Origin of the sequence: Paenarthrobacter sp. FR1 (genome assembly GCF_051106045.1) — a bacterium.
GTDB classification, from domain to species: Bacteria; Actinomycetota; Actinomycetes; order Actinomycetales; family Micrococcaceae; genus Arthrobacter; species Arthrobacter nitroguajacolicus_A.
In genome coordinates, this window is record NZ_JBPFSF010000001.1 from 234107 (window position 1) to 249489 (window position 15383).

At 61.1% G+C, this 15383-nt stretch carries 17 protein-coding genes and 1 other RNA gene; 3 read left to right on the forward strand and 15 right to left on the reverse strand.

The annotated features are described in order from the left end of the window. Positions 1 to 64 precede the first annotated feature (64 nt). Both ACR30Z_RS01095 and ACR30Z_RS01100 read left to right on the forward strand, forming a co-directional pair. Positions 65 to 889: a class I SAM-dependent methyltransferase gene (locus ACR30Z_RS01095; protein ID WP_434371374.1), complete on the forward strand. Its 825-nt coding sequence runs from the start codon at positions 65 to 67 to the stop codon at positions 887 to 889. 9 nt (positions 890 to 898) lie between these two features. Continuing rightward, positions 899 to 1612: a metal-dependent transcriptional regulator gene (locus ACR30Z_RS01100; protein WP_144649872.1), complete on the forward strand. Its 714-nt coding sequence runs from the start codon at positions 899 to 901 to the stop codon at positions 1610 to 1612. Positions 1613 to 1631: 19 nt separating this feature from the next. Here the strand turns inward: ACR30Z_RS01100 and ACR30Z_RS01105 are convergent, their stop codons facing one another. Beyond that, positions 1632 to 3083: an MFS transporter gene (locus ACR30Z_RS01105; protein WP_434370988.1), complete on the reverse strand. Its 1452-nt coding sequence runs from the start codon at positions 3081 to 3083 to the stop codon at positions 1632 to 1634. 31 nt (positions 3084 to 3114) lie between these two features. Here ACR30Z_RS01105 and ACR30Z_RS01110 point away from each other — a divergent pair, with 31 nt between their 5' ends. Beyond that, complete coding sequence (locus ACR30Z_RS01110) at positions 3115 to 3489, forward strand: hypothetical protein (protein WP_244296651.1); 375 nt, start codon at positions 3115 to 3117, stop codon at positions 3487 to 3489. Positions 3490 to 3496: 7 nt separating this feature from the next. Here ACR30Z_RS01110 and ACR30Z_RS01115 read toward each other — a convergent pair whose 3' ends face one another. The 14 genes from ACR30Z_RS01115 to ACR30Z_RS01180 all read right to left on the reverse strand — a co-directional run bounded on the left by ACR30Z_RS01115 (position 3497) and on the right by ACR30Z_RS01180 (position 14960). Continuing rightward, positions 3497 to 4477: a S1C family serine protease gene (locus ACR30Z_RS01115; protein WP_434370989.1), complete on the reverse strand. Its 981-nt coding sequence runs from the start codon at positions 4475 to 4477 to the stop codon at positions 3497 to 3499. Positions 4478 to 4628: 151 nt separating this feature from the next. Continuing rightward, positions 4629 to 4997, reverse strand: a transfer-messenger RNA (tmRNA) gene (gene ssrA / locus ACR30Z_RS01120). A gap of 103 nt (positions 4998 to 5100) precedes the next feature. Further along, positions 5101 to 5571: an SsrA-binding protein SmpB gene (gene smpB / locus ACR30Z_RS01125; RefSeq protein ID WP_026540087.1), complete on the reverse strand. Its 471-nt coding sequence runs from the start codon at positions 5569 to 5571 to the stop codon at positions 5101 to 5103. A 74-nt stretch (positions 5572 to 5645) separates the two neighbouring features. Next, the gene (locus ACR30Z_RS01130; protein ID WP_434370990.1) at positions 5646 to 7061 is read right to left on the reverse strand and encodes a peptidoglycan DD-metalloendopeptidase family protein; all 1416 of its coding nucleotides are present in this window, start codon (positions 7059 to 7061) and stop codon (positions 5646 to 5648) included. 56 nt (positions 7062 to 7117) lie between these two features. Next, complete coding sequence (ftsX, locus tag ACR30Z_RS01135) at positions 7118 to 8032, reverse strand: permease-like cell division protein FtsX (protein WP_434370991.1); 915 nt, start codon at positions 8030 to 8032, stop codon at positions 7118 to 7120. Beyond that, positions 8029 to 8793: a cell division ATP-binding protein FtsE gene (ftsE, locus tag ACR30Z_RS01140; protein ID WP_026540084.1), complete on the reverse strand. Its 765-nt coding sequence runs from the start codon at positions 8791 to 8793 to the stop codon at positions 8029 to 8031. Before ftsE ends, ftsX begins: the two co-directional genes overlap by 4 nt. Positions 8794 to 9014: 221 nt before the next feature. After that, entirely contained in the window at positions 9015 to 10133 is a 1119-nt protein-coding gene (prfB, locus tag ACR30Z_RS01145; protein WP_144649882.1) for a peptide chain release factor 2, read from the reverse strand. 67 nt (positions 10134 to 10200) lie between these two features. Continuing rightward, positions 10201 to 10611 carry a pilus assembly protein TadG-related protein gene (locus tag ACR30Z_RS01150; RefSeq protein ID WP_434370992.1) on the reverse strand — a complete coding sequence of 137 codons (411 nt, stop codon included), beginning with the start codon at positions 10609 to 10611 and terminating at the stop codon, positions 10201 to 10203. A gap of 41 nt (positions 10612 to 10652) precedes the next feature. Further along, positions 10653 to 11180 (reverse strand): hypothetical protein, encoded by a 528-nt coding sequence (locus tag ACR30Z_RS01155; RefSeq protein WP_434370993.1) that lies wholly within the window; start codon positions 11178 to 11180, stop codon positions 10653 to 10655. Then, positions 11161 to 11508, reverse strand: a complete 348-nt coding sequence (locus ACR30Z_RS01160; RefSeq protein WP_434370994.1) for a TadE family protein — start codon at positions 11506 to 11508, stop codon at positions 11161 to 11163. The genes ACR30Z_RS01155 and ACR30Z_RS01160 overlap by 20 nt, the downstream gene beginning before the upstream one ends. Before the next feature lie 125 nt (positions 11509 to 11633). After that, positions 11634 to 11885 carry a hypothetical protein gene (locus tag ACR30Z_RS01165; protein WP_144649890.1) on the reverse strand — a complete coding sequence of 84 codons (252 nt, stop codon included), beginning with the start codon at positions 11883 to 11885 and terminating at the stop codon, positions 11634 to 11636. A 59-nt stretch (positions 11886 to 11944) separates the two neighbouring features. Next, positions 11945 to 12886: a type II secretion system F family protein gene (locus ACR30Z_RS01170; RefSeq protein WP_434370995.1), complete on the reverse strand. Its 942-nt coding sequence runs from the start codon at positions 12884 to 12886 to the stop codon at positions 11945 to 11947. Further along, the gene (locus ACR30Z_RS01175) at positions 12883 to 13737 is read right to left on the reverse strand and encodes a type II secretion system F family protein (RefSeq protein WP_434370996.1); all 855 of its coding nucleotides are present in this window, start codon (positions 13735 to 13737) and stop codon (positions 12883 to 12885) included. The genes ACR30Z_RS01170 and ACR30Z_RS01175 overlap by 4 nt, the downstream gene beginning before the upstream one ends. Then, positions 13737 to 14960 (reverse strand): CpaF family protein, encoded by a 1224-nt coding sequence (locus ACR30Z_RS01180; RefSeq protein WP_434370997.1) that lies wholly within the window; start codon positions 14958 to 14960, stop codon positions 13737 to 13739. Before ACR30Z_RS01180 ends, ACR30Z_RS01175 begins: the two co-directional genes overlap by 1 nt. Between the last annotated feature and the right edge of the window lie 423 nt (positions 14961 to 15383).

Sequence of the window (15383 nt, forward strand, 5' to 3'; positions counted from 1 at the left end):
CCAGCTGCTGCGGTAAATTCGTAGGGTACCTTTTGGCCACCCTGTGAAGGAGTTCCGCGTGTCCCTGCGTTCCCCGGGCGCCGCCAGCGGTGCCGCCGGCATTCCCGGACCCGCTGGACCGCGTGGTCCCAAACTCCACGCCACCCGCCGGCAGGAACTCGGCCGGAGTTTCCAGGACGGCGGGGAGCACTACGATCGCGTGCGGCCAGGCTATCCGTTGGACTCGCTGAACTGGATCCTTCCCGACGGAGCCACTGCAGCCGCGGACCTGGGCGCAGGCACCGGCAAGTTCACCGCGCTCTTGGTCGGCCACGGACTTGAGGTGGCCGCCGTCGATCCTTCCACGGACATGCTGGAGCAACTGCGAAAGGCCTACCCCCGCGTCAACGCGCTGGAGGGAACAGCCGAGGCAACAGGGCTGGCGGACTCAGCATTCGACGTCGTCAGCGTTGCCCAGGCGTGGCACTGGTGCGAGCCGCTCGCAGCGAGCACGGAAATCGCCCGGATCCTACGGCCTCACGGGGTCTTGGGCCTGGTCTGGAACCAGTTGGATACAGCTGTTCCGTGGGTTCATCGCCTTTCCCGCATTATGCACGCAGGAGACGTGCATAAACCGGGCTTCCGGCCAGTCATCGGACCGGAGTTCGAAGGATTGGAAAGCCACCTCACCCTGTGGCAGGACACTTTGTCGCCGGAAGACATCATGGAACTGACCAAGTCCCGCAGCTACTACCTCCGTGCCAACGAGGCCACCCGGGCGAAAGTCATGGGCAATCTCGAGTGGTACCTTTACGACCACCTCGGGCACACACCGGGCGAAACAGTCCAGGTGCCGTACATGACGCAGACGTGGCGGGCGTTCAAGATCCACCCTGCCACGCCACGGTAGGCTTGGTGTGTGAAGACCAGTACGCCCTCCTCCTCGATTGAGGACTACGTCAAGGTCATCTACTCCTACACGGAGTGGCAAGACAAGCCGATTACGTCCTCCCAGCTTGCCCAGCGACTCGGCGTCGCCAATTCGTCGGTGTCGGAAATGGTCCGCAAGCTCAAGGACCAAGGTCTGGTTGACCACCAGCCGTACAGCGCCATCAGGCTGACGCCCGAAGGCATGCGCCTGGCCTTGTCCATGGTGCGCCGGCACCGTCTCATCGAGACGTACTTGGTGGATGAACTCGGCTACAGCTGGGACGAAGTCCACGACGAGGCCGAAATGCTGGAACATGCGGTGTCAGATACCTTCATCGAACGCATGTCCGCCAAGCTGGGCCATCCGGTCCGCGACCCGCACGGGGACCCGATTCCGTCCGCCGATGGCACGGTCGACCTGCCGCATGCCTACCGCATGATCGAACTGGACCAGGGCCACTCGGGCCGTATCACCCGGATCAGCGACGAAAACCCCGACCTCCTCCGGTACTTGGCTGCGGAGGAGATCGCGCTTGACGCACCAGTGGAAGTGGTGGGACGCAAGCCCTTCGGCGGGGCGCTGGTGGTCCGGATCGGCAGCGGCCCCGAACGTCGTGAATTCGACCTCGCGGACGAAGTCACCTCGGCTCTCTGGGTCCAAAGCATCGAGACGCACGAAGGCTGCGTCCTTCCCGCCCGCTGACCGGTGCCCCCACCCAAGGTCAGCTGCGCTGCTCGGCTGGACCGCCGTCGTCGGACGCTGCATCCGGTTCGCCGACAGGGGCGGCCGCCTCGCGGGGCGGGTTTCGTATCCCGACGGCGGATGCCACCGCCCCGATCAGGAACAGTCCAGCGGTGACCACCAGAGCATTGTAGAGTCCTTGCCGGGTAAAGACGGGCCCCACAATCACACCCGCGAAGGCAATCGAAATGAGACCGGCGATACGGGCCACGGCGTTGTTCACCGCGGAACCGATTCCCGCCTCCTCAGGTGGGACGGCACCAAGAATTGCGGCCGTGAGGGGCGCCACGAGGGTTGCCAAGCCGATGCCGAAGACAATCTGGCCCGGCAACACCTGGGTCCAGTAGTTGAGCGGTTCCTGAACAGACAAGGACATCAGGAAGCCCGCACCGCACAGCAACGGCCCCACAGTCATGAACCATCTGGGTCCGTATTTGCCCGCCAAACCACCAAAATAGGACGCACTCAGCATCAGAATGACCGTCCCCGGCAGCAGCGCCATGCCTGCCAGCGTGGCACCCATGCCACCCACCTGTTGCAGATAGATGCCCAGCACGAAGAAACCCAGCGAGATGCCTGCATAAATGGCCAAAGTTGCGATGTTCCCCCAACCAAAGTTGCGGATGGTGAACAGCCTGAGCGGCAGCATGGGCTCTGCAGTCCTGGCTTCATGCCACAGGAACAGAACCATGGCCACCACCCCGACCACCAGGGGCCCCCACACTTGAGCACTGCTCCAGCCCATGCGGCCCTGTTCGATGAACGCATAGACAGGCCCGCCCAAGCCAACCATGGCAAGGACGGCACCTGGATAATCGATCCTCTTGCTCCTGTCCCGCGCGGCGTCGGATGACCGCAGACCGGCAAGCATGGGCCAAATGGCAACGGCGGGAATGACGTTGATGAAGAAAATGACCCGCCAGGAAAGCAGGTCCACGGCGACGCCACCAATCAACGGGCCCACGATGGCCGCCGCACTGGTCCACCCCGACCATTGCCCGATCGCCTTCGACTGCGCTGGCCCCGAAAACGACGTGATGATCATAGCCAGCGAACTCGGCACCAGCAGGGCGCCGGCGATTCCCTGCAAAGCCCGGGACACCACCAGGATTTCACCCGTCCACGCCAGCCCGCACATCACCGACGTAACAGCGAATCCAGCCAGTCCCCATTCGAGGATTCGAGCCCTGCCGAAATGGTCGGACAACGAGCCGGCCACCAGGATCAAGGCACCCAGCGTCAGCAGGTAGGCGTCCACCACCCACTGCTGGATAGCCAGGCCTCCACCCAACTCCCGACCGATGGCTGGAAGTGCGAGATTCACCACAAAACCGTCCAGAATGGCGATGAAAGACGCCACGATCGCCACCACAAGGACACGCTTTTGGAGCGGGGTACTCGGCGGGAGGGCCACTGAGTCAGTCATGTGCACAGCCTACGCCGGGGAAGTCCCGTATCGTTGAATGGTGATTAGCAGACGTGATGCCGCATTGGCCCTTGATATCTCGATGGAAATGGCCCAACGCCACGGTATTCCGTCCCGCCTCTCCGAGGCCGACCTCAGGGAGATGCAGGACAATCCCCCTGCCTGGTTGGCGCAGTCCCGAGCAAACCGCACCGGCAAGCGACCCGTCTGGGTCCACCTCACATGCGCTGTGTGCGGTTACTCCGAGGCCGTACGCCCCAAGAAATGGTGGCCTGAGTTTTCCTTCGTCTTCTGCGGAACACACCGCAACAGCGAACTCCCCGCACTGTTCCTCGGCGAAGTCCGCAGCGAGTACGAAGGGGTGGGCAGCCGCTTCGTCGGCGTTGTGGACGTTCCAGAAAACCAGGCCTAGCCTGCCGTCACTGCTGGCTCATCTCAGAAGGTACTGCGATGAGTTGGAGCGTTGTTCCTTCCCGCAGCACCGTCAAAGGGAATGGTTCCCCAATGGCTTCCCCGAACAGCAGCTTCTGGAGGCATTCCGCGCTGGAGACGGCCCTGCCTTGGGCACGCAGCACCAGATCCCCTGGCTGGAGTCCGGATAGTTCTGCCGGCGAATTCGGAATCACCTCCACCACGCGTAGACCTTCCTTCTGACCTGTACGCACCACAGCACTCGCATCGAGCGGTATTGGCGTGCTGACCAGGCCCAGATAGGCGCGACGCACCCGGCCGTGCTTCAGCAATGAGGCGATAATCCGTTGAGTTGTTGTGTTGATTGGCACTGCCAGTCCCAGCCCAAGACCTGCCACGGCCGTGTTGATTCCGACGATGCGGCCCTGGGTATCGGCCAACGCGCCTCCCGAATTGCCGGGATTCAGTGCCGCATCCGTTTGGATGACGTCCTCGATGACACGCCGATGCTCACCTGCCCGGACAGGTATGGAGCGCCCCAGGCCGCTCACCACGCCGGCCGTCACGGAGCCCGCCAACCCGAGTGGGTTGCCGACGGCGATCACCAACTGGCCCACTCGCAAGGTATCGGCATTGCCCAACGAGGCCGGTGGCGGGGTGGACTTGAGGCCCCGGACCACTGCAAGGTCGGACAAAGGATCTGCGCCTACCAGCTCAACATCGGTGTGCTTGCCGTCGGCGAACACGGCCCTGCCGGACTGGATACCCGCAACCACATGGGCGTTGGTCAGCATGTAACCATCACCCGTGAATACAACAGCCGACCCGCTTCCCACGCGTACTCCTCCTCGGCGGCGGGAACTGGTCATCTCGATGGCGGCAACATGGGGCGTGACGGACTCAGCCACGCGAATGACGATTCGTGAGTAGGCATCCAGGACTTGATCGTCATCCTGGTCCTGCTGTTCGAACTGTGGCTCTGTGCTCATCGCCTGCCTCCTGCTGCCCGCTTTTCCGTGCCTAGCCACTACAACCGCCAGGCCCGGTCCGGTAGTCCAAATCCGGGTACGCCGTGGGTGAACGCTTCTGCTTCCGGGCACAAAGAAAGCCCCCGGATCTTGAAGATCCAGGGGCTTTCCCAGGTGGAGATGGGGGGAATTGAACCCCCGTCCGATGTCGTTTTGTCAGGGCTTCTCCGGGCGCAGTTTGCGTCGGATTTTCTCGGCCCCAGCCATCCTGCAAACAGGTGGCTGATCCGGGCCCAGTCATCTAAGAGTCCCGTTTACCTCAATGACGAAGGCAAACAGCAGTGGCTATCTAAATGACGCCAGGATCCGGGGCGACAGCAACCCCGGGCTGACGGACTGTCTTACTGCTTAGGCAGCGAGAGCGAAGTCAGTGCGCTTAGATTCGGCACTTATTGGTTTGCAGACAGCGTTTACGAGATAATTCTGCATCCTCGGCCCGCTTCACCTGTCGCGACTAACATCGTCGAAACCGATCATCCCCGTATTTTGTTACCAAACCCGGCAAGAACTTTGAGTTCATGTCGGACTACTTATCATAACGCATGCGCCGGGTAAGTCATTCCCAGGAGCAGCCCCGCATGCTGCTAGCGTCGATTGCGTTCCCGCAACTCACGCAAGGATTCGCGCTTGTCCTGCTGCTCGCGGAGGGTCTGGCGCTTATCGTAATCCTTCTTACCGCGGGCTATGGCAATCTCCACCTTGGCCCTGCCGTCCAGGAAATACAGCTGGAGGGGAACCACGGTGAATCCGGATTCCCGGATCTTCTGCGAAATCTTGTCCAGTTCTTCGCGGTGCAGCAAAAGCTTACGACGCCGGCGCGCGGCATGGTTGGTCCAGCTCCCCTGGTGATACTCGGGGATATGGATACCCTCCATCCATAGTTCGTCGTTGTAGAACGTGCAGAAGCCATCGACCATGGAGGCGTGCCCCTCGCGGAGGGACTTCACTTCTGTTCCCATGAGGGCAATGCCAGCCTCATAGGTATCCAGGACATGGTAGTTATGCCGGGCCTTCCGATTGGTGGCCACTACCTTACGGCCACTTTCCTTGGGCACGGTAGAACTCCTTGTTAGATGCGGATTTCAACTAGTGTACGCCAGCACGAAGACACCTCCGCGCTGACTCAACGCTAGAGAAGGTTCATGGGATCCTGGGCAGAACCATTCAGCCAGGTTTCGAAGTGCGCGTGGCAACCTGTGGAGTTGCCGGTGCTCCCCGAGTACGCGATGAGCTGCCCGGCCGAGACCCGCTGGCCGTTCGCCACCACGATGCTGCTGTTGTGGTAGTAAATGGTGGTCAGCGAGTTTCCCTGCACCACGCCGTGGGAGATCTTCACGCGCCAGCCACCGCCATCGGCAGAGTTCCATCCCGAGTTGAAGACTTCCCCGGCGGCAGCCGCATAAACGGGAGTACCGCACGCTGCACCGAAGTCAATGCCGGTGTGCATATACCCACCCGTACCGTAGAAGTCGATGGTGCCTGGCGGTGTCGCCCGCCAGCCAAACCCCGAAGTGATGGGCACATAGCTGGCGAAAGGGTGACGCAGCCCAAAGGCTGATGGCGATCCAGCTGCCGGTGGAACATACGGCTGTTCCGGGGGCGCAGGCCGCCCGGCTGCCGCTGCTGCTGCGGCGGCCGCCGCAGCCGCTTCTTCGGCAAGACGGCGCTGCTCTGCCTCCCAAGCTTCCCTGAGCTTACGGTCGCGTTCAACAATTTCCGCTGCCACTGAGTCCTGCTCCGCTTTCACCCGGGCGAGGTTCGCTTCGATGCCCGGCTTGGCGGCCTGCAGCTGCCCATTGAGGCGGGTGGTATCTTCAATCAGCTTGTCGACTTCGGCCTTCTTGCTTGCTGCCTCGTCCCTGGCTGACTTTTCGCGTTCCAGCGCAGCGTCCGCCTTCGCCTTCAGGTCCTGAATCTCTTCCTCGACTGCTACGAGCCTTGCCTGGGAGTTCACGTTGGTGGCATTCTGCTGGGTCAGCTTGGTCATCGCGGCGTTCTGGCTCCGCATGGCCTGGTCAGCCAAGTCCATGGACTCCGTCAGGCTGCCGGACTCGCTGGACCCGAACAAAAGGGCGATATTCGTAGGAACGCCACCGGACTTATAGGCCTGGGAAGCGATCTGCCCGATCAGCTTCTTGGTGTCCGTAATCTTCTGCTTATCGCTTTCCAACTGCTCGGTGATCTTGGCCTTGTTCTGTTGGGCCAACTCAACCCTTGCTGCCAAGGCTTCGACTTCCTTGACCGCACTCGCAACTCGCCCCTGTGCCTCGAGCAGGGCCTGTTGCGCCCCCGGGAGGCGTCCCTGGTAGATCACCAGGTCCCCTGCGGCCTTTGCGATGTTGGCGTCGACGAATTCAAGGGAGGCTTGGACACGGGCCGCTTCTGCTTCGAGCGCGGCTTGCTGGTCCTCCAGATTGTCGGCCTGCGCCGCCGGGGCGCCCGACAGGAGACTGACAGCCAGACCGACGGCAAGAACGGCACCCAATATCCGAGCGTGCCCCGACGCAAGACGCTGGCGCAGGGAGTTCGGGTCCAACGTGGTCATCAGGAGTCCTTTTTCGCTTATCGGCACGGTTGTTCGTTGAATCCGGCGTTTCATGGCTAAACCTTGAGGTAACGCCGGAGCGTCAACAAGGAGGATATCCCGGCCAAACCCGCACCAAGGGCTATGAGCACCGGTGCAATCACCAGGACCTGCGTGGAGGATATGAACGGAGTGTTGAGGAATTGCTTCGACAGGTCGCCGTTGAGCCAGAAATGAGCCATCAGCCAGAGCGTGGTGGATGCCAACAGCGCCCCGACGACGGCTGCGATAACGCCTTCCAGGATGAACGGGAGCTGAATGACCGTCTTCGATGCGCCCACCAGTCGCATGATCCCGGTTTCCCGTCGTCGACTGAACGCCGATAGGCGGATGGTGGTGGTGATGAGCAGAACCGCGCAGAAGATCATTACCGCCGCCACGCCCATGGCTGCTACGGAGGCGCCGTTCATCCAGGAGAAGATGCGTTCAAGAACCTGTCTCTGGTCGGAGACCATTTCGACACCCGGCTGGGAGGAGAACGTCTCGCTGATGATCTGGTACTTCTCGGGGTTCTTCATGTTGATGCGGAACGAGGCCGGCAACTGGTCTTCCGACACCGAATCCACAATCGGTGAATTGGAAAACTGCTCCTTGAAGTGGGTGTAGGCCTCGGCTTGGGATTCGAACTGGAAGTCGTTGATGTACTGCTTGACCGCCGGCGATTCCAACATGGCCTCAAGGTTGTCCTGCTGCTCCTGGGTGGCCGGCCCGGAAGCGCAACCCACCGCCGTCGAGCCGTCATTGCAGAGGAACACAGCAACCTGGACTTTGTCGTACCAGTAGCCCTTCATCTGGTTGATCTGCATCTGCAGCATCCCAGCAGCGCCAACGAACGTCAGGGAAACAAATGTCACAAGCACCACGGAAATTACCATGGACAGGTTGCGGCGCAGACCGCTGCCGATTTCCCCCAGGATAAACAGAAGCCTCACAGCTGTGCCCCCTGCGCGCGGTCGAGCTCTTCGCCACTGGCGTCCCTGAGCCGGCGCGATTCGCCGACCACCGGAATCATCGACGTGTAGAGCGCCTTGGCTTCGTCGCGGATGACCTTGCCGTTCTTTAGTTCCACCACACGGCGGCGCATTTCATTGACGATGTCGTCGTCGTGGGTTGCCATGACCACCGTGGTGCCGTTCTGGTTGATTTTGTCCAGGACTCCCATAATTCCCATCGAGGTGATGGGGTCCAGGTTTCCGGTCGGTTCGTCCGCCAGCAGGATGCCAGGACGATTGACGACGGCGCGCGCGATGGCCACGCGCTGCTGCTCACCGCCTGAGAGTTCGTGGGGCATGCGGCGTTCCTTGCCCTCCAAGCCCACCGTCTTCAGAACCTCGGGAACTGTTTCGCGAATGATGGAGCGGCTCTTGCCGATCACCTGCATGGCGAAAGCTACGTTGGCGAAAACGTTCTTCTGCGGGAGTAACCGGAAGTCCTGGAAAACCACACCGATTCCGCGCCGGAGCTTGGGGACACGCCAACTTGAAATGTTGGCAACGTTCTGGCCAGCGACGTAGACGGAACCGGAGGAGGCTTTGTCTTCTTTCAGGATCAGCCGAAGAAACGTGGACTTGCCGGAGCCCGAGGCGCCCACCAAGAAGGTGAATTCACCACGGTTGATCTCAAGGCTCACAGAGTCGAGCGCCGGTCGGGCATTCTGCTCGTAGACCTTGGTGACATTCTCAAATCTGATCATGGCCCTTTTGAACCCCGCCGGACATGACATAGTCGCCCAGTCCAACAGCCGGAGCGCGGGCTTTCGATGGGGGAAGTGAGAGCACCGGCCACTCGACTATACGCACGGGTATGCCGCACATCCGGGGGTTTCAGGGGCGTGTCGCAGAATCCGGGATCACTTGCCGGCCTGCCCACCGACGACTCCCCCGCGCGGCTGGTGGGTGTAGTTGACTGGTGCGTTTAGTTCGCTGCTGCGTTCCGGTTGCCCGTACGCCAGCGAATGCCGGCGTCGATGAAGTCATCGATCTCACCGTCAAATACAGCTGACGTGTTGCCCACCTCATGTTCCGTCCGCAAGTCTTTGACCATCTGATACGGATTCAGCACATATGAGCGCATCTGATCGCCCCAGGACGCTTTGACGTCTCCGGCCAAGGCCTTCTTCTCAGCGTCCTGCTGTTCCTTTTTGACCAACAGCAAGCGGGACTGAAGCACGCGCATGGCGGCTGCACGGTTCTGAAGCTGCGATTTTTCGTTCTGCATGGATACCACGATGCCCGTGGGGATGTGGGTGAGCCGCACGGCGGAATCCGTGGTGTTGACCGACTGGCCACCGGGGCCGGAGGAGCGGAAAACGTCAACGCGGATTTCGTTGTCGGGAATCTCGATGGAGTCTGTCTGTTCGATCAAAGGGATGACCTCAACCGCTGCAAAGGATGTCTGGCGGCGCCCCTGGTTATCGAAGGGACTAATACGAACCAGCCGGTGGGTACCGGCTTCGACACTCAAGGTGCCGAAGGCGTAAGGAGCCTTCACTTCGAAAGTGGCGGACTTCAAGCCGGCTTCTTCGGCGTAGGACGTGTCCATGACGGTGGTCGGATAGCCGTGGCGTTCGGCCCATCGCAGGTACATCCTCATCAGCATCTCTGCGAAATCGGCAGCATCAACGCCGCCGGCTCCAGCCCTGATAGTGACTACAGCCTCTCGCTCGTCATATTCGCCCGCGAGCAGGGTGACCACTTCGAGTTCCGCCAACGCCTTACGGATGGAGGACAATTCCTTCGCTGCTTCCTCCATCGAAGCGTCGTCGCCCTCGTCCTGGCCGAGTTCCACGAGGACTTCGAGGTCGTCAATCCGGGAAGCGAGCTTAGAAAGCCGCTCTACTTCGGACTGCCGGTGCGACAACCGCGACGTCACCACCTGGGCCGAAGCGGGGTCGTCCCAGAGGTCCGGGGCTCCTGCCTGCTCGCTCAGTTCAGCGATCTCAGCTTTGAGGGCATCAACATCGGTAACGTTCTCGATGGAGCTGTAAGTTGCGCGAAGTGCGCGGATTTCTGCGGGAAAATCTATCTCAGCCATGGTCATCCCAGCGTACGCTATCCACCGCGCTCCCCTGACGGCGGACGTCGAAATGATTGCCCGACGATCACTGCGTCAGCCTGGACCGAGCGGTGGACCTGGCTTCGACCATGATCCCTTCCGGCAACAGGATGCTGACCACTGGCGGATGCGCGACGGCGGTGAGTACAACCACCGATGTTCCTCCCGGCTCGCTTCCAGTTCCAGCCCCGATGCTCAACTGGTCGTGGCGGGCATAGGCATTGCTGCTGGTGAGGTAGGAGGCCGCTGCAGTCAGCACCCGTTCGTCCACCAGCGAGGTGGAAGGCTGGCCGCCTCCACCGATGTCCGCCACCATGAATGAGTCGGCGGCGGCGAGCGCAGCTCCATCGGCCAAGGACAGCAACTTCTTGTGTTCAAGGTAGACGGCTGAAGCAGCCATCACACCAGCGGCCAGGAGGAGCGCCAGCACAACGAAACCCACGATGAGAACCGTCATCTGTCCCTCTTCACTGGACTGGTCAGCTGGCCGAAACATCGTCATGCGAATCGCCCAACGACCTGCGCTGCCGAGGCACTAAGCCGGCTGGCTCTCAGGTCTCCAAAGGGAACCAAGGGCAACGGAACATCCAACCACACAGTCACCGTGACCATTGTTCCTGCAGACAGGCAATCCGATCGATCGCAGGTGATATCCATGCTGGCTTGCTCCCGCGTGTAGCCGTAGTCCCTCAGCGCCACCAAAACGGTTTGCTCTGCCGCGGTTCTCGCGTTGGCGGGATCGCCTTGGGTAACGAAGACCTTTGCTGCTTGGTCCGCTGCTCCGACGACAGCAAGAGACCCGCCCTGAACCTGGCCCACTGTCACTATGAAATAGACCACGGGAACCATGAGCAGTAGCGCCAGAAACGTAAACTCCACCACGGCGCTTCCGTTTTGCGCATTGGATGTCCGGGCGCAGGTGCTGGGCTTTTCCGTCGAACCGCTGCGCAGGCACAGTGCGATACGCAGCCTCCCCTTCAAAGTGTCCAAAAGTGGATTGAGCACATCAGCCCGGGAGAGCGGCATGTCCCTTCACCTCCAACAATCCGCCGGGACCAAGAAGCCCCACCACAGGCATGGGTGCCCGCACTGTCACCTCCAGGGTCTGAATGCCATCGACGGACACCTGGATTGAGGTGACATCCCGGGCAAAATCGCCGTTCAACGACCGTCCAGCCAAGTCTTCGGCTCGCGCCTTGGCATCCAGAGGAGTGCGGTCGGCCAGCGCTCCGTAGCGGGCTCCCGAGGCTGCAGCATCGATGAGTGTGTTTCTTACATGCAGCACCAGCATGAGTTGGACAATCGACAAGAAGAACAAGGTCAGCAGCGCCCCGACCAAGACGAAGTCGACCACCGCAGAGCCATGTTCTTTGGTAAGTACCGGCCGTGGTTCACCCTTGGCTCCCCGCTGCGCAGGATGGGAACTCAGTGCGGTGGAGGAACAGTGGCAGGAAACGCGGGTTCTGCCCGCCGAGTGTCCTACTTGCCCACCATGTCTATTGCCTGGTTGAAGAGGCCCTCCAAAGCTGGCGTGGCCAGCGCAAGAAGCGCGGCAACGAGGACAGCTGACATTAATGTGATCATCACCCAGCCTGGTACATCGCCGCGCTCACGTTCTTCCGTCAAGGGCGCCCTCCGCGTTGCCATCGTCAGGAGCCACCAGCCGCAGCCAAGGAGCAGGATGAATGCGGCTGGCGCGTGCTTCGTGATTCGTTTCGTGATTCGTTTCATGGTTCTCCTCAACGTGTGTGGTACCAGTTAGTGGTGGTTCGTGGATTCTTGATGAGGCACTAAAGACTCAATTCCAAAGCGGATATGGCCGGAAAGGCTGCGAAGAGAACCGTGAGTGGAAGCACGCCGAAGACGACCGGCACCATCATGGCGATCTCCTTTCGACCGGCCGACTCCATGAGCTCGCGTTTTGCGGCGTCACGGACATCCGCAGCCTGCGCCCGCAGAACATCGGCCAAGGGTGTCCCGCGTTCGACGGCAACCACCAGACCGTCGAAGAACCTGACCAGCGGAGGCAGCTCGGCCCGTGAAGCGAAGGCCTGAAGGGACTCTGCCAGCGGCTTCCCGGAGCGTGCGTCCGCCAAGACGATGGCGAATTCTTTGGAGAGCTCGCCGTGTGAGCTGCGGCTAACTCTGTCCATCGCACCCATGGCACTTTCTCCGGCGGCAACCGCGAGCGCCATAAGTTCGGCAAGGCTTGGAAATTCGGACAGCATTCTTGTTTCCCGCTGCTTGATCCGCTGACCCAGCGCATAATCGCGGAGCAGGTAACCGCCCAACGCGCTGCCCATGACGGAAACCAATGACACCGCTGGGTTGAATTGCCCAGAAGCTGCGCCAGCGGCTACTAAGAACAATGCGAGCACAAAACCCGCGCCTGCCCACAGAAGCTGCTCTGCCCTGAAATCAAGAGTCGACTTCGACGACCCGGCACGCGCGAGCCTTCTCCCCAAGGCATCGGACCCGACGTTGACGCGGGGTAGATAAGCCATTGCATCGCGGAAGATAGGACGGACTATCCGTTCGAGCGGTCCAAACGGCGTCAAGTTATGTGTTGGGGCGCGCAGAAGGCGCGATTCCAGATTCCGGGCCTTCAACTGTGGTTCGATGCGGTCCGAAAATGTCGGCCTCCGCATGAAAGGCAGTCGCGCGAGGATCAACCAATTGCCCGCTCCAAGAAGCAATCCGCACAGGACTGCAAACGCGGTGGAAGTACTCATCGAAGGATCCGCTCATCCTCAGGCAACGCACCAACGCGAAGCATGACGGAATAGCAGACGACTGAGACCAACACGCCACCGAGCAGCACCATGGCTCCCATGCCGGAGTTGTAGGCCAGCATTGCTTCCGGCCGGCTGGCCATCACCATCAGGACGATCCATGGCGCCGTTACAGCCAGCCGCGCCGCATTGATGGTCCACGATTGCCGGGCCTCCAGCTCACTCCGGGTCCGCGCGCTGTCACGCAAGAATTCGGCCAAGGTTCCGAGCATGCGTCCGAGGTCCGAACCTCCCACTTCGCGGGTCATTCGAAGTGCCTCCACAATGCGGTCCGCGACGGGATCTGCCAGGCGATCTTTGAGCTTGTTCAGGGCAGCGTCAAACTGACCACCGGATCTGTAATCTGCCCCAAAGTCCAGGAACAACGGCCTCAGTTCCTCCGGCCCCTTGTGACCCAGTTGGATCAGTGCCTCCGGCAAGGCAAGACCTGCGCGAATGGCGGAACGCATATGGTCAACAACGTCCGGCCACAGGAGGCGGAGTGCCGCCCGCCGCTTCCGCGCTCTCCAACGCACAGCCGCGAAAGGAATCCAGGAGCTAAAGAGCCCGAAGCACACGGACACCGGCGGCGATCCCGTCAAGATGTAGAACACAAGGAGTGAAAAGACGCCCAAACCCGCACATGTAGCAAGCAGTCCACCGCCGCTGACCTTCTCAATTCCTGCGGACACCAGCAGGAGGTCAAGGCGTCGAGGCTTACTAGCCTTGGTGGCTGAAGACGGCTGCTCCCACGCTGACCACCACACGAGGAACACCCCAAGCCCGCATATAATCCCCAACAGTGGCGCCATCAGTTCAACTCCAGGAGCGCAGCAACATCAAAACCTGCACGGGAGAATTTTTCCGCGGCCGGCATGGAGTTGGCATGGGGCTGGAGCTGTCCGGCGACCATTCCGAACACTATTGAAGACTCGATGATCCCGTTTTCGACGCGTCGGCCCAGCGACAGTACCTCTGTCACCTGCCTCCGGCCCGTGGAGTGCCGGGCACAGTGCACTACGAGGTCGATGCAGGATGCGACAGTGGGGACGACGAAGGCACTGGAAATATTCGCTCCTGCCAGCAGTGGGAGCGTGCAGATCTTGGTGACGGCGTCGTGGGCGGAGTTGGCGTGAACGGTGCACATTCCGGGAAGCCCGGAATTGAGCGCAATCAGCATGTCCAGGCTCTCCGCTTCGCGGACCTCGCCAACCACCAGCCGGTCCGGTCTCATCCTCAGTGCTTCCTTAACAAGCCGCCTCAACGGAATTTCGCCCTCCCCCTCCAGGTTGGACTGGCGGCATTGCAGCCCGACCACATCACGTAGAGGAAGTTGCAATTCGAAGACTTCCTCCACCGTGATGACGCGTTCCCGGGAACCGACATTCGCAGCCAGGCAGTTCAGCATGGTGGTCTTCCCGGCCTGGGTGGCACCTGATACGAGGATGTTGAGCCCACTGGCCACTGCCGCACCCAGGAATCTGGCGGCCTGAGGCGTCAGGCTTCCCATGTCCACGAGGTGTTCCAGCCGGCTTGCCCTCGAGATGAATTTTCTGATGTTGACGGCCCAGTGCTTCCGGGTGATGTCTGGAATCGCCACGTGCAACCTGGACCCGTCCGGCAGGGCCGCATCAACGAAGGGCGACGAAAGGTCCAGCCTGCGGCCCGAGCTTTTCAGCATCCTTTCAACGAGGTCGCGAACCTGCTGCTCGCTGAGACTTATGGCCGTCAGCTCGGACTCACCGTTACGGGCAACGTAGATCTCGTGCGGAGCGTTGATCCATATCTCTTCGATCCCGGCATCATCCAGGAGTGGCTGGAGTGGCCCATACCCCGCCACGGCATCGAAAATTTGTCGTCGGGCGGTCTCAAGGTGGCCCAGCGGCGGAAGCGGGCCCAGAAGCGTCCGTTCGTCGTAGTCGTTGACCGCCGCCTCAACAAGGCGCCGGACATCCGCAGCTTGTTCCAACGGATCAAGCCCGCGGCGTCGGATGAGCTCCCGGACCTCGCCTTCGACGATCCCTACAGCATCCACATCTCCCCCAAATGATTTAGAACCCGTAAACGAGAGGCGCATCTCGAGTCATTCACGCTAAGCGAGCCACTTATCAGCCTCAAGTTGCTTCTCAAGAGATGTGGATAACCTCGGATCACCAGTCACGTCAGCAACCTCCATCCCACTAGTCACTCCAGTTTCAGGATGTTAGGGTAAAGGCCGTTAGGAGCTGGCCTTTGGTCCCATGCGCAGGCGCCCGCCCCGGAGCTTGTCCGCAAGCCACACCATGCGCCGCTGAGCCGCGGTACAGGGCCGGATGTGAAGATGAAAAGACGTTCAATTGACCCGGTCCGCCGCATCCCGCTGGCACGGGCAGGCCTAGCGCTCACGATCGCCCTCGTTGCGGGCAGCTGCATCGGAGCTCCTGCGTGGGCTGAGACCACTGGACCGCGACCTGCCCCG